Annotated in this window: 18 protein-coding genes and 1 pseudogene; 12 read left to right on the forward strand and 7 right to left on the reverse strand. The window is 45.5% G+C overall.

All coding sequences use genetic code 11. From position 1 onward, the window contains the following. Positions 1-57: 57 nt before the first annotated feature. Positions 58-429, reverse strand: coding sequence for a diacylglycerol kinase (locus tag CEQ32_RS03395; RefSeq protein ID WP_088585507.1), 372 nt, complete (start codon positions 427-429; stop codon positions 58-60). Between the two features lie 243 nt (positions 430-672). Here CEQ32_RS03395 and CEQ32_RS03400 point away from each other — a divergent pair, with 243 nt between their 5' ends. From CEQ32_RS03400 to CEQ32_RS03450, 11 genes are all read left to right on the forward strand, one after another. Further along, the gene (locus tag CEQ32_RS03400; RefSeq protein ID WP_088585508.1) at positions 673-1581 is read left to right on the forward strand and encodes a DNA ligase; all 909 of its coding nucleotides are present in this window, start codon (positions 673-675) and stop codon (positions 1579-1581) included. 103 nt (positions 1582-1684) lie between these two features. Then, complete coding sequence (locus tag CEQ32_RS03405; RefSeq protein ID WP_088585509.1) at positions 1685-2701, forward strand: hypothetical protein; 1017 nt, start codon at positions 1685-1687, stop codon at positions 2699-2701. 77 nt (positions 2702-2778) lie between these two features. Next, the gene (locus CEQ32_RS03410; protein ID WP_181159826.1) at positions 2779-3228 is read left to right on the forward strand and encodes a low molecular weight protein-tyrosine-phosphatase; all 450 of its coding nucleotides are present in this window, start codon (positions 2779-2781) and stop codon (positions 3226-3228) included. Positions 3229-3523: 295 nt separating this feature from the next. Beyond that, complete coding sequence (locus CEQ32_RS03415; protein ID WP_037418282.1) at positions 3524-3940, forward strand: CBS domain-containing protein; 417 nt, start codon at positions 3524-3526, stop codon at positions 3938-3940. 114 nt (positions 3941-4054) lie between these two features. After that, positions 4055-7936, forward strand: a complete 3882-nt coding sequence (gene hrpA, locus CEQ32_RS03420) for an ATP-dependent RNA helicase HrpA (RefSeq protein ID WP_088585511.1) — start codon at positions 4055-4057, stop codon at positions 7934-7936. A gap of 687 nt (positions 7937-8623) precedes the next feature. Further along, entirely contained in the window at positions 8624-8782 is a 159-nt protein-coding gene (locus CEQ32_RS03425; protein WP_011716898.1) for a periplasmic nitrate reductase, NapE protein, read from the forward strand. A 43-nt stretch (positions 8783-8825) separates the two neighbouring features. Continuing rightward, on the forward strand, positions 8826-9083 hold the full coding sequence (locus CEQ32_RS03430; protein ID WP_047537299.1) for a chaperone NapD: 258 nt from the start codon (positions 8826-8828) through the stop codon (positions 9081-9083). A 2-nt stretch (positions 9084-9085) separates the two neighbouring features. Beyond that, positions 9086-11575 carry a nitrate reductase catalytic subunit NapA gene (gene napA, locus CEQ32_RS03435; RefSeq protein WP_088586938.1) on the forward strand — a complete coding sequence of 830 codons (2490 nt, stop codon included), beginning with the start codon at positions 9086-9088 and terminating at the stop codon, positions 11573-11575. Positions 11576-11585: 10 nt separating this feature from the next. Then, the gene (locus CEQ32_RS03440; protein ID WP_037418269.1) at positions 11586-12071 is read left to right on the forward strand and encodes a nitrate reductase cytochrome c-type subunit; all 486 of its coding nucleotides are present in this window, start codon (positions 11586-11588) and stop codon (positions 12069-12071) included. Positions 12072-12079: 8 nt separating this feature from the next. Then, complete coding sequence (locus CEQ32_RS03445) at positions 12080-12667, forward strand: cytochrome c3 family protein (protein WP_037418266.1); 588 nt, start codon at positions 12080-12082, stop codon at positions 12665-12667. 138 nt (positions 12668-12805) lie between these two features. Beyond that, the gene (locus CEQ32_RS03450; RefSeq protein ID WP_088585512.1) at positions 12806-13132 is read left to right on the forward strand and encodes a hypothetical protein; all 327 of its coding nucleotides are present in this window, start codon (positions 12806-12808) and stop codon (positions 13130-13132) included. A gap of 162 nt (positions 13133-13294) precedes the next feature. Here the strand turns inward: CEQ32_RS03450 and crr are convergent, their stop codons facing one another. The 5 genes from crr to CEQ32_RS03475 all read right to left on the reverse strand — a co-directional run bounded on the left by crr (position 13295) and on the right by CEQ32_RS03475 (position 18132). After that, positions 13295-13804 (reverse strand): PTS glucose transporter subunit IIA, encoded by a 510-nt coding sequence (gene crr / locus CEQ32_RS03455; RefSeq protein WP_037418261.1) that lies wholly within the window; start codon positions 13802-13804, stop codon positions 13295-13297. A 71-nt stretch (positions 13805-13875) separates the two neighbouring features. Then, entirely contained in the window at positions 13876-15579 is a 1704-nt protein-coding gene (ptsP, locus tag CEQ32_RS03460; protein WP_088585513.1) for a phosphoenolpyruvate--protein phosphotransferase, read from the reverse strand. 29 nt (positions 15580-15608) lie between these two features. Beyond that, positions 15609-15866 (reverse strand): HPr family phosphocarrier protein, encoded by a 258-nt coding sequence (locus tag CEQ32_RS03465; RefSeq protein WP_037418255.1) that lies wholly within the window; start codon positions 15864-15866, stop codon positions 15609-15611. Between the two features lie 23 nt (positions 15867-15889). Further along, positions 15890-16285: an ACT domain-containing protein gene (locus tag CEQ32_RS03470; RefSeq protein ID WP_037418252.1), complete on the reverse strand. Its 396-nt coding sequence runs from the start codon at positions 16283-16285 to the stop codon at positions 15890-15892. Between the two features lie 209 nt (positions 16286-16494). Beyond that, positions 16495-18132 carry a methyl-accepting chemotaxis protein gene (locus CEQ32_RS03475; protein ID WP_055648446.1) on the reverse strand — a complete coding sequence of 546 codons (1638 nt, stop codon included), beginning with the start codon at positions 18130-18132 and terminating at the stop codon, positions 16495-16497. Between the two features lie 342 nt (positions 18133-18474). On the opposite strand from CEQ32_RS03475, the pseudogene CEQ32_RS03480 reads away from it, so the two are divergent. Then, positions 18475-18573: pseudogene (locus tag CEQ32_RS03480) on the forward strand (DUF3334 family protein); the annotation flags it as partial. 35 nt (positions 18574-18608) lie between these two features. Here the strand turns inward: CEQ32_RS03480 and CEQ32_RS03485 are convergent. Beyond that, on the reverse strand, positions 18609-19811 hold the full coding sequence (locus CEQ32_RS03485) for an IS256-like element ISSod4 family transposase (protein ID WP_032482388.1): 1203 nt from the start codon (positions 19809-19811) through the stop codon (positions 18609-18611). Positions 19812-19827 lie beyond the last annotated feature (16 nt).

A 19827-nucleotide genomic window follows, 5' to 3' on the forward strand; every position in this document is an offset into this window, starting at 1 on the left:
AGGCGTTTTTTATCAGCGAATTTAATGACCTAAATCAGTGTTAATGCGCACAAAGGATTATATCAAGCGCGGTAATAACAGCACGAGCCAAGTGATCCCGCAGAGCGCTAAACTCATGAACACCGCAGCAGAGGCGATATCCTTTGCTTGACCACTCAGGGGATGGATCTCACTGCCAACACGGTCAACAACGGCTTCAATAGCAGAATTTAATAGCTCTACAATTAACACGATAAACAGCGTTAAGATCAACATTAAGCGTTCCATGGTGCTGATATCGACCAATAGGGCGATGGGGAGCATCACCACCGCAAGCATCAATTCTTGTCTAAACGCAGCTTCATGGATCCACGCCGCTTTTAAGCCCTTCATTGAAAATCCCGTCGCTCTAAAGATACGTTTTATACCGTGGTTATTTGCTGGTTTCATAATTATTCCATCGACTTGGGCGGTTGTTCGTGAGCATTTTCGTTCAAACTGAATGCGACATGTGTGCCGGCTTTTGAACGAGCTTAAAAAAGAGGCCGCAGTATAGCCCGATAATTTATGTGTATAAATAGTTAACTATACAAATTGCTCGCTCTGTTAGGGGGATCATATTGCGGCCGGATTAGCGGCAATCAAGGCTAAATACTAAGCTTGCAGTGGGATGACTTACAGAGAGACAAAGGAATGACTCTGACAATTCGCGTACTTTTTTTAAGAAATGCACTTGCCAAGTGCTTTGGGCTTCTCATTGGTCTTTGCAGCTTATTTATTGCGGTTAGCTATGCAAGTCCTGCACCGAATATTCAATTAGCAACGGAATATGCACTCGACGATCATACTCAAATCGGCGCGTTTCTGGTCAGTGAAAAACTTGATGGTGTGCGTGGTTACTGGGATGGGCAACGTTTGTTTACCCGTCAGGGGAATCCCATTCTGGCCCCAAGTTGGTTTACCGCCGAGTTTCCCACTATCGCAATGGAAGGTGAGTTATGGATCGGGCGAGGGCAGTTTGAGGCGATTTCAGGATTAATACGTCAAACATCGCCAAAGGATACGGACTGGCAAAAGGTACGCTTTATGGTATTTGATTTACCGACAACCAAGGGGAGCTTTGAAGACCGTTATCTGCAAATGCAAACTCTGATCGTGGGAAAATCGGCTTATCTTCAAGTTATTGAGCAATTTAGTGTCGGCAGTGTCGAGGCCCTCTATGACACTTTAAATACCTTAGTTGCCCTTGGCGCTGAAGGATTAATTTTACATCGACGCACTGCGGTATATACGCCGGGACGTAATCCTAATGTAATGAAGTTAAAGCCCTATTTAGATGCTGAAGCGACGGTGATTGGTTATGTTGCTGGCAAAGGGCAATTTGCCGGGAAAATGGGTGCCTTAAGAGTGCAAACACCAGAGGGGCGAATTTTTAGTATTGGCACAGGTTTTAACCTTGCAGAGCGTCAGCATCCCCCTGCTATCGGTACACTTATCACTTACAAGTATCTAGGATTAACGGTGAATGGCTTGCCGCGATTTGCTAGTTATTTACGGATCAGGACAGACATTGTGCCTGAAGATAAAGAAGTTAAAGAATAAGTTGCGAAATTGTTGGATATTGATAAAAATCGAACGCTATCAATAAGGGGTTTGCCGGATATCATATTGATTATTAATAGGCAATAACACCAAGGAGTAGGTTTTGGTTGATATTCAATTTAGTGAACATTCTTTGAAGCAACGCTTGGCTAAAATCTTAACGGTCCCCAAATGGACTAAGCAGCCCATTGTCACCGCTAAAGCGTTTTTGCAAAGTTTAACCATTGCACAGCGCTGTTATCTATTAGCATTAATTGCTTTATTGCTATTTCAGTCAGACATTTGGCTGGCAGCTATTATCACTGCGGTTGCATTAATCATTGAATTTTGGCCAAAATTTGCAATAGCGTGGCATTCATTGGCTGGAAAAGCCATTTTCCTACTCTTTTATGCCGTTATTGCCAACTTTGCCTTGGCCGCCAGTGGTAGTGTGGTTAATGAAATCACAGGTGTTTCAGCTTCACATTTGTCTTACACCCACAACTTTGCCATTTTGCTGTATTTACCTATTTGGTTCGTGTGTATTTCTATTCTCGCGTTACTGCTTCTGCAAATTGTGATCCCTTGTTATTTATTGTTCCATATCGGTTTACGGATTTTAGGGTTAGAGACCAACCAACAGGATAATAAAAAACGCTTTGTGGTAACAACGGCATTTTTACGTATGGTGTTATCCGTGGTGTTATTAATGAATCTTGTTGCCATCTCCGATGGTGAAACTTTATTGGAGAACGTTGCGAACAAAATACAAAAAAATGAAAAAGTGAGTCTTGCAAACACTGTTGTTGAAGTCAAAATAACCGAAAAAGCCCAGACTGAAGCTGAGAACGCGGCTAATGATCTCACTATGCAATCTGCTGATGGCACTATTGAATCCTTAAGAACTTTTGGGCACACATACTACAAGGGGATCCGAGAATTAATCGCGTTATTTGCCTATAAGTTTGAGGCCGATGGCCGTAGTCGTTGTGAAAAATTAGCCAATTCTGTGGTGGTTGAGTTAAACGATTACGAAATACTGGAAATTACCGAGTCTGCTAACGAGAAATACGGTTATCATTTTGAAGTGAAAAAATGTATTTCTCCCGCCTTTGGGCAAATCGTATCTCCCCCTAAATAGCGCTGCCAGAGGATGCTAAGTTGTTAGAAGATAAAGCGTTAAAAGCAAAAAATATAAGACGAATTTTAATGGTCTGTATGGGGAATATTTGTCGTTCGCCCACGGCAGAGGCCGTTTGCCGTGCAAAAATTCGTGAACGTCGCCTCAATATTGAAGTCGATTCTGCTGGCACCATTGGTTATCACCAAGGAGATAAACCTGACAGTCGCGCCATGGCTGCGGGTATAAAACGCGGGTTAAGTTTCGATGGTATGCGCGCAAGACAAATTGTTGATGCCGATTTTGAATATTTTGATCTTATTTTAGCGGCCGATAATCGTAATTTAGTGGATTTACGTAGTCGTTGTCCGCTTGAGTATCAATACAAACTTCAGCTAATGTTGTCTTACGGAAATAGTGAAATTGATGAGGTCCCCGATCCCTATTATGGCGGTACTCAAGGATTTGAATTAGTCCTTGATTTGCTCGAACAGAGTATCGATAGCTTGTTAGATCAATTAGCAGGAAAAACGAATGACACAGATTAATGATTAAGGCGGAGTAGGTGCCTTTGAACTTCGATGAGTCAAAGTATCACCCCCCTGCTTACCTATGCAATAGAACGTAAAATCATTGGGTTAATTTCATTAAGCGCTAACTAAGCTTTTTTCGGGATACTAAATCTATCTCAAACAGTTCGTACATCTATAACCTTAAAACGTCAACATGCCCTAGTCGTCAGATAAGCTCAATCGATATTAATTGCTTAACTCTTGCGAGATTTTGACTAGACTCAAAGCTCAGGTAAGTGAGTTTGTTACAGGTAAGTTTGGGGAGATTGCTATGGATTCAATCAAAATACGCGACCATATGGACCGTCAGCCTGTGTTGCTCAGTGCAAATATGTCACTGGCTACTGCGGTTGAGAAACTGTTAGATAATAACAAGATGGGTGCAGCTGTCGTGGATGACAGTGGTAATTTAGTGGGCTTTTTATCCCAGCAAGACTGCTTAGCTGTCATGTTAAAGAGCAGCTATCACTGTGACTTAACCTCAGTGGTGAAGGATTGTATGCGCACTGAAGTCCTGTATGTCGGTCCTGATGAGAGTATTTTACAACTCGCGGAGCAGATGCTGGGCGCTAAACCAAAGACCTATCCGGTGGTGGATAATGGCAAAGTCATCGGCACAATCAATCGCACCAATGTGTTGAAGGCGATGAATGTGTACATGCAGCAATGTTATCTTGCACCTGCTTAAGCCGTTATTTGGGTGGCTAATTTCCAGCGGTTTACGGTGTGTTTTGAACAATTAGCCATACCAATAAACCAGGTTCCTTGCTAGGATCGCCTTTTTCGATGCTAGCAATGGAATTTGGTTTTGAACTCTGACAAACATCCGCTATCGAGCGCTTTTCTCCAGCAGTGCTTTCAAAGTGATGCCTCGCGGATCCGCCGCCGTTTATTTAAGCTCCATAAAGAAGCCGATTCTGACAAAAAAACACAAGAATTAGCCAAACTTGCTGAGCAGGCGCAAGCAGCGTTCGAGAAAGTAGAGCAGCGCCTGAAGGCTCGCCCTAAGATCAACTATCCTGACAATCTGCCCGTCAGTAGCATGCGCGAAGACATCGCCAAAGCCATTAGTGAAAACCAAGTGGTGATCATTGCGGGTGAAACTGGCTCGGGTAAAACCACGCAGTTGCCAAAAATCTGTTTAGAACTGGGCTTAGGCAGCCGTGGTTTTATTGGTCATACCCAGCCGCGGAGGTTGGCAGCGCGCAGTGTTGCGTCAAGGGTGGCTGAAGAATTACAAAGCCCGCTCGGCGAAGTCGTGGGCTTTAAGGTGCGTTTTGCCGATGCGCTTAAGAGTGAATCCTATATCAAACTGATGACCGACGGGATTTTACTGGCGGAGCTGACTTCAGATCGTTATTTAGATCAATACGATACAATCATCATCGACGAGGCGCATGAACGTAGCCTTAACATCGATTTTATCCTTGGTTACCTTAAGCAAATTCTGAAAAAACGCCCCGATCTTAAGATCATCATCACCTCGGCGACCATTGATGTTGAGCGTTTTTCTAAGCATTTCAATAATGCGCCGATTATTGAGGTGTCTGGGCGTACCTATCCGGTCGAAACCCGTTATCGCCCATTGTTACAAGATACTGAGGCCGATCTCGACCAAATTGAAGGGATTTTTGCCGCCGTTGATGAGCTGGTTGCCGAAGGCTTAGGCGATATTTTGATCTTTATGAACGGTGAGCGTGAAATTCGCGATACCGCAGAGCAGCTAAATCGGCGTAATTACCGCGATACCGAGATTTTACCGCTCTACGCGCGCCTCTCCTACGGCGAGCAATCCAAGGTCTTTAGCAGCCATACAGGGCGTCGTATTGTGCTTGCGACTAACGTAGCGGAAACCTCGCTGACTGTGCCGGGTATTCGTTATGTGATTGACCCAGGAACAGCACGCATCAGCCGTTACAGTTATCGCACTAAAGTACAGCGTTTGCCGATCGAGCCGATTTCACAGGCGAGTGCCAATCAGCGCCAAGGCCGCTGCGGCCGTGTTGGTCCGGGGATTTGTATCCGTTTATACGATGAGGCGGATTTTAATAACCGCCCAGCCTTTACCGATCCCGAAATCTTACGAACCAATTTGGCGTCGGTGATTTTGCAGATGCTCGCTATCGGCCTTGGCGATATCGCTGCTTTCCCGTTTATTGAGCCACCCGATCCGCGCCATATTCGCGATGGCTTCTTATTGCTTGAGGAATTACAGGCGGTTAAACAGCAGAAGGGCAATATAGTGTTAACGCCGCTGGGGCGGCAGTTATCGCAAATCCCCGTCGACCCACGTTTAGCGCGTATGGTGGTCGAGAGCCACCAACTTGGTTGCTTAAATGAGGTGTTAGTGATCGCCTCAGGGCTGTCGATTCAAGATCCCCGTGAGCGGCCCATGGATAAAAAGCAGGCGTCCGATGAGGCCCATCGTCGCTTTGCCGATCCCCAGTCTGATTTTGTCAGTTGGGTAAACCTCTGGCAGCACTTAAAAGAGCAGCAAAAGGAATTATCCGCCAGCCAGTTCCGTAAAAAATGCCGTGATGAATATTTAGCCTACCTGCGTGTGCGCGAATGGCAGGATTTATATACTCAGCTAAAACAAGCGGTTCACGACTTAAAGTGGCGCTTAAATGACACGCCTGCCAACTACGATGCGCTGCACCGTGCGCTGTTATCGGGTCTGCTCAGCCATATTGGCTTTAAGGACAATAACAACGAATACTTAGGCGCGCGCAATCGTAAGTTTTTTGTGTTCCCAGGTTCACCGCTGGCGAAAAAAGGCCCGAAATGGATCATGGCGGCGGAGCTGATGGAAACCTCTAAGCTGTTTGCTCGCTGCTGCGCCAAGATTGAGCCTGAGTGGCTCGAGCCGTTAGCGGCGCATCTGATTAAAAAGAATCACCTAGAGCCACATTTTGAGGCGAAACAGGGCAGTGTGATTGCCTTTGAAAACCAAGTGCTTTACGGTTTGACCGTGGTGCATCGCCGCCGCGTACAATACGGGCCGATTAATCCTGTTGAAGCGCGGGAGATCTTTATCCGTAGCGCGCTCGCCGAAGGGCAGTTACAGACCAAAGAAGCCTTTTTTATCGCTAACCAAAAGTTATTGGAGGATGTCGAAGCGCTCGAGCACAAGTCCCGTCGCCGCGATATTTTGGTCGATGAACAAGTGTTGATGGACTTTTATGAGCCGCGTATCCCCGAAGGCATCTATAACGCGCCTAAGTTCTTTAGCTGGTGGAAAGAAGCGCGCCGAACTCAGCCCGATTTACTCGATTTTAATAAGTCACTATTGATGCAGCGCAGTGCCGATCATATCTCGGCGCTCGATTTCCCCGACACTTGGCACAAGGGCAATATTCGCTTGCAACTGAGTTATCACTTTGATCCTGCAGCGAGTGATGATGGCGTTTCTGTGCATATTCCAGTGGCACTACTCAATCAAATCGATGATACGGATTTCGATTGGCTGGTGGCGGGGATGCGTGAGGAGAAATGCGTCGCCCTGATTAAGTCTTTGCCTAAAGGACTAAGACGTAACTTTGTGCCTGCGCCCGATTATGCCCGAGCCTGCGTGCAAGCAATGCAGCCCTTTAGCGCCAGTTTACTCGACGCCATGTGCAAACAGCTTTTGCGTATGAGTGGCACCCGCGTCAATCCTGAAGATTTTGATGTCACGCAGATGCCCGCGCATTTGCAAATGAACTTTAAGATTGAGGACGACAAGGGCAAATTAGTCGCACAGGGGCGGGTACTCGATACCTTAAAGGCCGAGTTACAGGGCGTGGTCGCTAAGGCGATTCGTCAAGTGGCGGATAAGGGCATTGAGAAAGATGCGCTCACCGAGTGGTCCTTTGGCGACTTACCAAAACAATTTGAACAGCGTAAGGGTAACTACCAAGTGCGGGCATTCCCCGCACTGATTGATAATAAAGACTCAGTTGCCATCAAATTATTTGATGATGAATTTGAGGCGCAGGCGGCGCATCGTCAAGGTCTTCGTCGCTTGCTGTTACTCAATATCCCATCGCCGGTAAAACACCTGCAACAGGCTCTGCCGAACAAGGCAAAACTGGCGATGTATTTCAATCCATTTGGCCAAGTGCAAATTCTGATTGATGACATTATTGCCGCAGCCGTGCAGCAATTGCTTGATGAAAAGGCGCTGGATGTGCGCGATGCTGCTCAGTTCGAACAGGCCAAGGATTGGGTGCGCCAAGAGCTGAATTCAACGGCTGAGCAAATTGCCCTAAAAGTGGAACAAATCCTGACGCTCTATCAAGGCATTAAAAAGCGGACTAAGGGTAAAATTAGCTTAGATATCGCTTTTGCGATGAGTGATATTCAAAGCCAATTAGACCAATTAGTGTTTAAGGGATTCGTCGAAGCCTGTGGTTGGAATCGCTTAGCGGATGTGGCGCGTTACTTAAAAGCGATCGAAACCCGTATCGATAAGTTGCCCGTGGATCCGACCCGTGACCGTTTGCATATGCAAAGTATCACTAAAGTGCAGGAGGCTTTAGCGGCGCAACTTGCCAAGGTGCCGCGCTCACAGCCCGTGCCTGCGGCACTGATTGAGGCCCGTTGGATGATTGAAGAATACCGGGTGTCATGCTTTGCACAGGCGCTGGGAACGGCTTATCCTATCTCGGAAAAGCGTATCTTAAACCATATCCTGCTGAGTTAATGATGTTGATACATAACTGACTGAAACTGTAGATTCAGTCAGTTATGCATAATGCATCATCTTTAGCATTAACAGCCGAACCTTAGGGTTCGGCTTTTTTATTGCTCATTTTCACCTAACTATAATTAGCCGCGATCAGCATGTTGTTGCAGGCGTGATTGTTTGCTATGGGCTATCACAGGCTAACCCCAAAGGGCAAAGTAGGTAGCGAATGAATGGCCCCTAATGGCTTTTAATTGATAAACAGTTAGCTAATACAGCTATATCTTGAGCGAGTTAACGATTTGACGAAGATGTTAAGCCAATTTCGCTGCAGATAATCGGTAATTTGTGCCTTCCTTTACCAACCCCTAATACTCCTTAAGGAATATTTTGTTTAAATCTTGTGCGGTTTCCTTGCTTAGCGCCTATCTCTTTTCCATGCTTTAGCAATTGGTTAATAAAAAAATATAACCAATCAATCGAATTACAATCTAAAAAAACGCTTAAAAACCATGATCTAACTAAATCTATCGCCAAATTGATGATCTGGATCAAGCATCAAAGGGTTTACCGATTTTGAGGTATACAGTTTGTTAACACCTTAACGCTATGATCAATTGGTGGATCAAAGATGCAATAGAGATACCTATAAATCCTGTAGTGATCAGAGTAATCCATCACAGGAATGAACCTCTTGGAGGACGCATGAGTGCTAACAGCGCAGCAGAAAAATCCTTAGAACTGAAAATTTTTATCTTTTTAACCGTATTTCTCGCCCCCCTCTTATCCGTGTTGTTGGTGAGTGGATTGGGATTTGCCATATGGTTTAGCCAAATCTTTACCGGCCCACCTGGGGCTGGTTGAGTCAATACAAAATAATAACAACAGAATTAAAGCGGAGTGTCGGATGAGCAAAGAGCTGCATATCACAAGTCTCGTGGTGCAAGTCATGCCAAATAAGATGGCGGATGTTAGGCAACACATTATGGCGATTGAGAATGCCGAACTCTCTGTCAATAACGAAGTAAAACTCGTCGTTGTACTTGAAGGTAACTCCCAACGTGCCTTGATGGACGGTATCGAACAGATTAATGCCATTCCTGGCGTCTTGTCCGCCACTATGGTTTACCACCAGAGTGAACAGCTCGAAGAGGGTGAAGAATGAACATGAATAGACGTGACTTTATTAAAGCCAATGCGGTGATTGCAGCAGCGGGCGCCGCAGGCTTAGCGCTGCCGGCATCAGCCAGCAATTTAATTACTAGCTCAGAGCAAACCAAATTAGAGTGGAACAAAGCGCCTTGCCGTTTCTGTGGCACGGGCTGCTCTGTGATTGTTGCGACACGTGATGGCAAAGTGGTTGCGACCCACGGCGATGCAAACAGCGAAGTGAACCGCGGCCTTAACTGTATTAAAGGTTACTTCCTATCGAAAATTATGTATGGCAGCGATCGTTTGACCACGCCAATGCTCAGAATGACCGATGGCAAGTACGACAAGCACGGTGAATTTACTCCCATTAGCTGGGATAGCGCTTTTGATATCATGGCGCAAAAATGGAAAGAAACCTTAAAAGCCAAAGGCCCCACCGCAGTTGGGATGTTTGGCTCGGGTCAGTGGACCGTCTGGGAAGGCTATGCCGCCGTTAAATTGATGAAGGCGGGCTTTGGCTCTAACAACATTGATCCGAATGCACGTCACTGTATGGCGTCAGCCGTGGTCGGCTTTATGCGTACCTTCGGTATCGATGAGCCTATGGGCTGTTACGATGATATGGAAGCGGCCGATGCCTTTGTGCTGTGGGGCTCCAACATGGCTGAAATGCACCCGATCCTATGGACTCGAGTGACTGACCGCCGTTTAAGCGCATCCCATGTGAAGGTTGCGGTACTCTCGACGTTTGAGCATCGCTCCTTCGACTTGGCGGATTTACCGATTGTATTTACGCCGCAAACTGACTTAGCCATCCTGAACTTTATCGCCAACTACATCATTCAAAACGATAAAGTAAACTGGGACTTTGTGAAGAAGCACGTTAACTTCCGCCAAGGTACCACGGATATCGGCTATGGTTTACGTCCAACCCATCCGCTGGAGCAGAAAGCCAAAAACGTGAAAACGGCAGGGGATTCGACTCCGATTGATTTCGATACCTTTAAGGCCTTTGTCGCCGAATATACGGTGGAGAAGGTCAGTAAGATGTCGGGCGTGCCTGAGGCTAAACTCATCGAATTGGCCAAACTCTATGCCGATCCTGAGACTAAAGTCACCTCCTTCTGGACCATGGGCTTTAACCAACATACCCGTGGTGTGTGGTGTAACAACCTGATTTATAACATCCACTTACTGACAGGTAAGATTTCAACGCCCGGTAACAGCCCATTCTCGTTAACCGGTCAGCCTTCTGCCTGTGGTACGGCTCGCGAAGTGGGAACCTTCTCACACCGTTTACCTGCCGACATGGTGGTAACAAACCCAGAGCATAGAAAACACGCCGAAGAAATTTGGAAGATCCCCAGTGGCATTATTCCGCCAAAACCCGGTTATCACGCCGTCGAACAAAACCGCCGCTTAAAAGATGGCGACTTGAACTGCTATTGGGTGCAAGTGAACAACAATATGCAGGCAGGGCCGAACATCAACGAGGAAGGCTTACCTGGCTATCGTAATCCTGCCAACTTTATTGTGGTATCCGATGCGTATCCTACTGTCACGACTCAGGCTGCGGACTTAATTCTGCCAACCGCCATGTGGGTTGAGAAAGAGGGCGCCTACGGTAATGCCGAGCGCCGTACTCAATTCTGGCATCAAATGGTGCAGGCGCCGGGCGAATCCCACTCGGATCTGTGGCAATTGATGGAGTTCTCTAAACGCTTTACGACCGATGAAGTCTGGTCGAAGGAAGTCTTAGCGGCGAATCCACAATTTAAGGGCAAAACCTTATTTGAAGTGCTGTACAAAAACGGCAATGTCGATAAGTTCCCGCTGGCCGATACCGATCCTAAGTATTTGAACAACGAAGCGAAACATTTTGGCTTCTATGTCCAAAAAGGCCTGTTTGAAGAATACGCCACCTTTGGCCGTGGCCATGGTCACGATTTGGCCCCGTTTGATGCTTATCACGAAGCCCATGGCCTTCGCTGGCCAGTTGTTAATGGCAAAGAAACCCAATGGCGTTTCCGTGAGGGAACGGATCCCTATGTTAAACCGGGTAAAGGCTTTGAGTTTTATGGACATCCTGATGGCCGTGCGGTGATTTTTGCGCTGCCCTATGAGCCACCAGCAGAGTCTCCTGATGAAGAGTTCGATATTTGGTTATCCACGGGTCGTGTACTTGAACACTGGCATTCGGGCTCGATGACCCAACGTGTGCCTGAGCTTTACCGTGCCTTCCCCGATGCTGTGTGTTTTATGCATCCAGAAGATGCCAAAAAACGTGGTTTACGCCGTGGTGATGAAGTTCGAGTCGTGTCTCGCCGTGGTGAAATCAAAACCCGTGTCGAAACCCGTGGTCGTAACAAGCCGCCAGTGGGTCTGGTGTTTGTACCTTGGTTTGATGCCAGTCAGCTCATTAATAAAGTCACCTTGGATGCGACAGATCCGCTGTCGAAACAAACCGACTTTAAGAAATGCGCCGTGAAAATCGTCAAGGTATAAGGAGTACAGGATGAAAACATTCAAATTAGCTTCAGCATTTAGTGCGCTTGTCTTTTCAGCCCTGATGATGACAAGTGTGACTGCAGCCAGTATTCCTGAGGATAAGATCGATACCTTACGTCAGGCGCCGATTAACGTTGAGCCAACACCGCCCGCGATGCAGGCGGTGCTGAATAAAGATATCAAAGAGGTGCGTAACTACCCAATGCAGCCACCCGTGATCCCGCATAAGATCGATGGCTATCAGCTCGATCTTAAGGTCAATAAATGTATGGCGTGCCATGCAAGACAACGCACTGGAGATTCGCAAGCACCCATGGTGAGCGTGACCCATTATATGGATAGGGATAACAACTTTTTAGCTGAGCTTTCACCAAGGCGTTATTTCTGTACTCAGTGCCATGTGCCGCAACTGGATGCCAAATTACTGGTCGAGAACGACTTTGTGGATATGGATCATCTGATTAAAGCGAACACTGAGCAGAAAAAACACTAGGAGTCAGCATGTTAGATAAACTTAAAAAGATCTGGCAAGTGCTCAATCGTCCGAGTGTGCACTACAGTTTAGGGTTTCTAACCTTAGGTGGCTTTGTGGCAGGGGTGATCTTTTGGGGGGGCTTTAACACTGCGCTTGAAGCCACGAACAGAGAAGCCTTTTGTATTGGTTGCCATGAAATGGAAAATAACGTCTACCAAGAGTTACAGTCGACTATCCATTTCACTAACCGTAGTGGGGTGCGTGCAACTTGCCCTGACTGCCATGTGCCACACAACTGGACCGATAAAATTGCCCGTAAGATGCAGGCATCGAAAGAAGTGTGGGGTAAAGTGTTTGGTACCATCAATACCCGCGAAAAGTTTGAGAGTAAACGTCGCGAGCTGGCTGAACATGAATGGGCAAGGTTAAAGGCAAATGACTCGCTCGAGTGTCGAAATTGCCATAACTTTACCTATATGGACTTTACTAGGCAGTCACCACGCGCCGCGCAGATGCACTCCACATCGCTGGCCAGTGGTGAGAAGACCTGTATTGATTGCCACAAAGGTATTGCCCATCATCTTCCCGATATGGCGGGCGTTGAAGGTTTCTAATCGCGTGTAATATTTCATCTCCAGTCAAAGGCCAAGTGCTCTCCACACTTGGCCTTTTATTTTTAGATTGCAATCTATGATTTATCTATCTGAAAAATATATACTATTCAGAATTAAAGATAACGACAACGAGTTGTGATGAACAATACCAAATGGCGTGAATGCATTAGTCTCTTAGCGTCACACAGTGTTTACCTACAATTACGACTGGTAGGTGAGGCTGATTTTCCATTGGATTATGAAGTATCAAATGAAGTGATATCTCAAATACAGGCAAAAGACTGCGTATTTGTAAGACGGGTGATTGACTATAAGTCCATCGCGGCTATACGGATTGTTAAGATACATTTACCGCCTTCAGCTAAACAGATGGATGTGATGACCAAACTCAAACAAGAATTATCACGCTTAGGCCAATTACCTATTATCGAAAATACTGAATTTATCACTATTAATGGATATTAGGTCGATTAGCTGTTTGAGGTGCTGCTGTTTTTGCTTAGGTTAATGCTGCGAATGTGACCACTGGCAGTATCAGCAAACTACCAGCGGTATGATTAACGAAGAAAAGGGGATTAGCTAAGGTATGGATCTTAAATGGACTGCTAATTAACACTGGATTAATTGTTAAAGTTGCACCGTAAAAATAGGATCTTTGCCCGCGGTGACACTCCCCTGAGCTTTGTCTAAATACTTCACATCTTCCATATTGGCAAGCACCACGGGCGTGAGTAAGCTGTCTACTTGGTCTTTAAGATACTCAATATCAAATGACAAAATCGGATCGCCTACTTTGACCTCTTGACCTTCTTCGGCTAAACGACTAAAGCCACGCCCTCTTAGCTCGACAGTACCAACACCAAAGTGAACAAATAGTTCTAATCCTTGAGGTGATTCAATACTAAAGGCATGATTAGTTTCGAATATTTTACCGATAGTACCATCAATAGGTGCAACAATCGTGTCGCCCTTAGGCGCGATAGCAATGCCATCACCGACAATCTTTTCTGCAAAAACGACATCGGGGACTTTTTCAATCGCGACTATTTCCCCATTGACGGGGGCGTAGACCATAATGCCACCTGCAAGTTGTGGCTGTCCTGATACCAATCGCCTTATGCGGCTTAAAAATCCCATAATGTGGTGCCCCTTTGCTTGTTTTTGTTGTTCTGTGTTGGTCTGTAAAGCAGCATAACCAATTAAATGTACTATTTACAGTTTGTTATACACTGTTGCAGATCTGAAATTCTATTTTGCTGCATCGCAGTGTGCGCTAACGCAGAAAATTTCGCCAGTTCACCTTGGCAAATGGCTGCTTTCACTTCTAGTAATGAGCTTAAGTTAACGCTGAGTTCATCCAGCCCCATTCCCACGAGTAGCGGAGCGATGTGTGGCGAGCTGGCTAATTCACCACAGAGTGATACTGTGACCTCGGCTGCTTTGGCTTGAATGATTGTCATGTTTATCAAGCTTAAAATCGCAGGTGAAAGAGAAGGGTAATCCCGTGTCAGTTGTGGGTTGGTGCGGTCTGCTGCCATGGCATATTGTGTTAAATCATTGGTGCCTATGCTGACAAAATCCAGCCTTGGTAGCATAGAGGCTAAATTCAACACCGCCGCGGGCGTTTCTACCACTATGCCATAACTCAGTTCACCATAGCCTTTTTCTTCGTCTTCGAGGGCATCCTGGCATTCGGCGATAAGCGTAAATATCTCATCTAACTCTTCCACTTGATTGACCATAGGAAACATTAAGCGAATCGGACCGTGATTTGCTGCCCGTAAAATGGCACGAAGTTGGGTCTTAAATAATTCTGGGTGCGCTAAGGTGTATCTCACCCCACGTTGTCCTAAGGCGGGATTATCTTCTATGTCTTGGCATAAGCAGGGGAGTTCTTTATCGGCGCCAATATCTAAGGTTCTGATCGTAAAAGTTTTACCACCTAGAGCATGCAGAGCCTCGCAGTAAAGATTGTACTGGGCTTTTTCATCCGGCAAGGTGCTGGTATGCATTAACATAAATTCAGTGCGGAATAAGCCTATTCCATCGGCCCCTTCATCTTTGACATGGGTGATCTCATTCAAATTGCCGACGTTTGCCAACAGGCGAACCTGATGTCCGTCCTGTGTTTGAGCCGGAACATCGCGATAAGCTTGAAGTGCCTGACGTCTTGCTTGTTCATGGTGCAGGGTCACGGTTAAACGAGCTTGTTGCTCAGGCTCCGGATTGACATAAAGCGCCCCACTTATTGCATCGAGCACTAACGGGGTGCCATTAGGGATGAGCTCTGCATCGAACTGACAACTTAAAATAGCGGGTATACCTGCTGCACGGGCCAAAATAGCGGTATGACTGGTGAGTCCACCGGTTTTAAGCACAATACCGCTGATGTGCTCTTTAGGGAGCAAGGCAAATTCTGCTGGGGTGAGATCCTGTGCTAGCAGTATCGTCGGTTCACTCAGGTGAGTTAAACCGTGGTCCAAACGGCCATTAATCGCGGTGACTATGCGCTGTCCAAGGCATCGAACGTCTTGGGCACGATTGGCTAAATAGGGATCGTCTAGGGACTCGAGTTCATTGGCTTGATGGGCAAATATTCGCTCAACAGCAACACTGGCGGAAAGTTGTAAGGTGCGAATGGCTTCTTTGACTTGTTCTATCAGTTCTTCATCATCAAGGAGTAATAAATCGGCTTCAATCAGTTGGTAGTTTTCACTGTCAGGATCGAGCTTAGTTTGGCTTAGACTGAGCTGTTGTTTCAGTGTTTGTAATGCCTTAAGAAACTTACTTTGTTGCTGCGGGATCCTAGAGAGCGGAATTGGGCGATAGTCGAGGTGGTTTTCGCAATGATTAAGGTGTAAAGCCTTACCGAAGGCTATACCCGATGACACAATAATCCCCGTTATCGACATAGTCATTCCTAATGATGTTGGGCGGTTCGCTAACTTAAGGTGATTAACAAGGCCGAGACTTTTTCGACGGCTTCCTGCGCCTGCTCTCCCTCGGCGAAAACCCTGACAGTGACACCATGGTATAAACCTAATGTTTGTAGCTTAAATAAGCTCTTAGCACTGGCTTGCTTGCCGTTACATTCAACCAAAACGTCACAATCGAAGGTCTTGGCTTCTTTCACCAATAGTGCCGCAGGGCGGGTATGAATACCATGTTTTGCGGTGATAGTGACAGATTTTTCGTACATAGTGGCTTAACTCTTTATGAATATTATGGCGCTTCGTTCGACTCTATAATCTTATAACCGGCCTTTTTTAAGGCAGCAATGGCGCCTTGGAGGCAATTTTTCTTCACGAGAATATAGTCAGTATCAAAGGTTGAAAGGGCGAAAATACTGATTTGCACATCGGCTAAGGTGCTGGCAATTTTTGATAAAATACCCGTTAATGAAAATCCTAGAGGGCCTAACACTTCTAGACAGCTCCAGTTAGTTTCTTGCTCTAAGCTATCAAGCGCAAGCTCACTAGGCACAACCAAGGTCAAACCTTCTTCTGTTTTGCAGATAAAATACACTTCTTCAGCAAAGACTTCGGTAGGAATTTGCGCCTTAGGGCTAAAACTGTGAATGGTATATTGCCGGGTATGTACGGCTAAGGTCATACGCATAGGCGGTTCTCCTTTGGCGAGGTGAATGCAAGTTAGGAGTTTACCTTATAACATGGATTCCTGTTTAAAGGACATTGTTCTCAAGTGCATCCTCAATCAGCCTGCATTTCGTATGCTAGGGTTGGTTGTGTCGTTTCATTAGCTAATGTTAAAGGAAGAGAGGACGTTTTTATACGTCCTCTTGTTTGCTATTGAAAACATTCGCTAGGTTAGATTTTAAATTGCCCTAAGGTATGGGACATATCCTGGCTAATATCCTGTAATGATTGTGCTGCTCGGCTATTACTGTCATTGGCTTTTACAGACACTTCGGTTAGCTCTGAAATATTACAGATATTACGGTTAATTTCCTCTGTCACGAGGGATTGCTCTTCTGTCGCACTCGCTAACTGAGTGTTCATATCGCTGATGTGGGCAATTAGCCCCAGAATTGCGGCCATGGCTTGCCCAGCCTCTTGAGCCTTAGCTTGCAATTCTTCTGATTGATGTTGGGTTTGGCTATTGCTTTGCATCACTGAGCCCACACCGGTTTGAATTTCTGAGATAATTTTTTGGATCTCATTGGTCGAGTCTTGGGTGCGATTGGCTAAGGCTCTTACTTCATCTGCGACAACGGCAAATCCTCGGCCATGACTACCCGCACGAGCAGCTTCAATGGCGGCATTAAGTGCCAACAAATTGGTTTGTTCAGCAATGCCCCGAATCACATCCAAAATACTGCCAATTTGACCAGAGGCTTGTCCCAATTTTTGAGTGATTGCTTCTGATGCTTTCAGCTCTTGGACCAACTTCTCTGTATCGCGCACCGTATTGTCAATCACAGCTTTACTTTGCTGAGCCTGATTTTTCACACTGGTGGCGGCATCGGCGGCCTGCTGGGTATTGCTCGCCATCTCATGGGTCGTAGACAGCATTTGATTAACTGCCGTTGCTACGCTACCGGTTTCACGGTGGATATGTTCCGCACTTTGGTTCGACTCCTCAACGGCAAGCATTAACTGTTTAGCATCGTTGTCGAGCGATTTTCCCAGGGGTTGCAAATGTCCCACCATATCGCCAATTTTTTGGGCAAAAAGGTTAAAGGCTTGGGCGAGATGAGCAACTTCATCTTTGCCTTGAGTGCTTAAACGCTGGCTTAAGTCGCCTTCGCCTTGAGCGATATCTTCAAGGGCTTCAATAGCATCATTCAATGGTGAGGTAATCGAATGATTAAGAACAAGGAAAAATGCAAAAATAGGTACAGAAATCAAAAACATGATAATCAGATAGTCGATCATCACATTATACAGACTCTCTTTTACGTCACTGAGATAAGCCCCTGTGATCACAGTCCAGCCCCATTGTGGGTAGTAGCGGGCTTCGGCCAATTTGTCCTCAACAATTTTTGAAACAGGATTAGCAATCGGATATTCCAGCATGGCTTTGTCATGTTGCCGAGCTTGAGACAGCATCGTAGTCAGCGGATTAGTGCCATTGGGGAGTGTGAAATTTTGTGCAGAGGTACCGATTAGGCTGGCATTTTCACCATGGGCTAGGATTTGGTTGTTGTCATCAATCAGAATAAAGTAACCAACCCCGGCATAACGGGTTTGGTTAATGAGGTTCGCAGCAGCTTTTTGAGCCTCTTGCTCGCTCATTTTACCGTTAACAGCATCTTGGCGATAAACGTCTATCACACTGAGGATACTGCCAAGTTGACCATCGATTTGTAACCATTTTTGTTCGATCAAATTACTGTATTGTTCTTTAATCGAAAAACTTGCAAAACAAACAGTTCCAATGGCCGCCATCACTAACATCATCATTAGACGTTTTAAAATGGTGAATTGGCGCAAAAAAGTGATCATCTGGAGTCCTCGGGCGCAAAAATAATGTTCAACAATATACCTGCGAATGTTTTTTAATAGAATATTAGCGGGTTAAATTTCATATAAACTGGTAAACAATATGGGGTTTCTTTGATCTTAAGCAGGATCTTTGCAGGCCTTCTCCTGAGTGGTGATTTTATGGCTTATTTTGAGGATATTTCATCAGTTTAATCGCATGTGATGAAGTATTTATTAAATTCAACAACTTACCATTTATTAACAAATTCAATCATGATAACTATATCTAATTAGTTGTTTTAATTTTGATTTTTTACCGTTTTACGCGCAAGATTAATCAACTGTTATGTTTGAGAATCAATTATGACTACAAATACGATTGTGACTTCTGACGATATATTGTTGAAGTTATGCCACTCTGTTGCCCATGTATTATCGAGTACCAGCGCAAGCCATGTGAGCCAGAGGGCGTTCAAAATTCTGTGTCAGGCTAATTTTTAAATTTCCAGCACGCTATCTAAACGTCCTTCAAAATAAATCGCTAACTGAGATAAACAAAGGCTCCAATTGTGGATTGGCATGGTCCATTTATCTGAGGCGTTTAATATGCCTGCGTAAAGTAGCTTCAACAAGCTATTTTCATTAGGAAAAGCACCTTTGGTTTTGGTGAGCTTTCTAAATTGGCGATGCACAGCCTCAACCGCATTGGTCGTGTAAATCACTTTCCTGATATGTTCTGGGTACTTAAAATAATGGGACAAATTATGCCATTTGCGACGCCAAGAGTTGATTACCAGCGGATAAGCATCACCCCATTTGGCCTCCAGTTCGTCCAATGCCATCTCTGCGGCTTCTTTACTCACGGCTCGATACACAGGCTTTAAATCAGCCATAAACGCTTTCTGATTTTTTGAGGCGACATACTTCATTGAGTTGCGGATCTGGTGGATAACACATAGCTGTGTTTCCGTATGAGGGAAGATACTGGCTATGGCCTCAGGGAAACCGGTCAAACCGTCAACACAGGCGATAAGAATATCTTTTACACCACGATTATTAAGATCGGTCAGTACGGATAGCCAGTAATTAGCGCCTTCATTTTCGGACAAGTGAAGCCCTAAAATTTCCTTTTTTCCTTTCATATTAAGCGCTAACAATGTGTAAACGGCTTTACTGACGTAACGCCCATCCTCTTTGACTTTGTAATGTATCGCATCAAGCCAAACGATAGGATAATGGCTATCTAATGGGCGCTGTTGCCACGCTTTAAGTTCGGGGATGAGTTTGTCAGTGATAGCACTGACTGTTGCGTTAGACACATTGAGCCCATACATATCTTCAACATGTTGATTAATATCGCGATAGCTCATACCTATACTGAACATCGATAACACTTTACGTTCGATTTCATCGGTTAGCGTAGTTTGATTTTTCTTAATCAACTGAGGCTCAAAGGTGCCATTGCGGTCTCTAGGCGCGTCTAACTCAAAGTTACCGGACGGATACTTAATGGTCTTAGAGGTTTTGCCATTTTTACGATTAGGCTGAGGATCATGCGCTAAATGCTGCTCAAGCTCAGCCTGGAGAGCCGCTTCAGTGAGTTGCTTGATCAGTGGACCAAGAATGCTGTCTTTACCTGTGAGGCTTTTACCTGATTGCAGATCTTTAAGGGCTTGTTCGAAGTTAAAAGGTTGGGTCATGTGTCATTCCTGTTTT

Origin of the sequence: Shewanella sp. FDAARGOS_354 (genome assembly GCF_002209245.2) — a bacterium.
GTDB classification, from domain to species: domain Bacteria; phylum Pseudomonadota; class Gammaproteobacteria; order Enterobacterales; family Shewanellaceae; genus Shewanella; species Shewanella xiamenensis.

Bases quoted from the DNA above. Each gene is read 5' to 3' on its own strand.
- CEQ32_RS03395 (WP_088585507.1), bottom strand. From the start codon at position 429: ATGAAACCAGCAAATAACCACGGTATAAAACGTATCTTTAGAGCGACG.
- CEQ32_RS03400 (WP_088585508.1), top strand. From the start codon at position 673: ATGACTCTGACAATTCGCGTACTTTTTTTAAGAAATGCACTTGCCAAG.
- CEQ32_RS03410 (WP_181159826.1), top strand. From the start codon at position 2,779: ATGGGGAATATTTGTCGTTCGCCCACGGCAGAGGCCGTTTGCCGTGCA.
- CEQ32_RS03415 (WP_037418282.1), top strand. From the start codon at position 3,524: ATGGATTCAATCAAAATACGCGACCATATGGACCGTCAGCCTGTGTTG.
- CEQ32_RS03425 (WP_011716898.1), top strand. From the start codon at position 8,624: ATGAGTGCTAACAGCGCAGCAGAAAAATCCTTAGAACTGAAAATTTTT.
- CEQ32_RS03430 (WP_047537299.1), top strand. From the start codon at position 8,826: ATGAGCAAAGAGCTGCATATCACAAGTCTCGTGGTGCAAGTCATGCCA.
- napA (WP_088586938.1), top strand. From the start codon at position 9,086: ATGAATAGACGTGACTTTATTAAAGCCAATGCGGTGATTGCAGCAGCG.
- CEQ32_RS03440 (WP_037418269.1), top strand. From the start codon at position 11,586: ATGAAAACATTCAAATTAGCTTCAGCATTTAGTGCGCTTGTCTTTTCA.
- CEQ32_RS03445 (WP_037418266.1), top strand. From the start codon at position 12,080: ATGTTAGATAAACTTAAAAAGATCTGGCAAGTGCTCAATCGTCCGAGT.
- CEQ32_RS03450 (WP_088585512.1), top strand. From the start codon at position 12,806: ATGAACAATACCAAATGGCGTGAATGCATTAGTCTCTTAGCGTCACAC.
- crr (WP_037418261.1), bottom strand. From the start codon at position 13,804: ATGGGATTTTTAAGCCGCATAAGGCGATTGGTATCAGGACAGCCACAA.
- ptsP (WP_088585513.1), bottom strand. From the start codon at position 15,579: ATGTCGATAACGGGGATTATTGTGTCATCGGGTATAGCCTTCGGTAAG.
- CEQ32_RS03465 (WP_037418255.1), bottom strand. From the start codon at position 15,866: ATGTACGAAAAATCTGTCACTATCACCGCAAAACATGGTATTCATACC.
- CEQ32_RS03470 (WP_037418252.1), bottom strand. From the start codon at position 16,285: ATGCGTATGACCTTAGCCGTACATACCCGGCAATATACCATTCACAGT.
- CEQ32_RS03475 (WP_055648446.1), bottom strand. From the start codon at position 18,132: ATGATCACTTTTTTGCGCCAATTCACCATTTTAAAACGTCTAATGATG.
- CEQ32_RS03485 (WP_032482388.1), bottom strand. From the start codon at position 19,811: ATGACCCAACCTTTTAACTTCGAACAAGCCCTTAAAGATCTGCAATCA.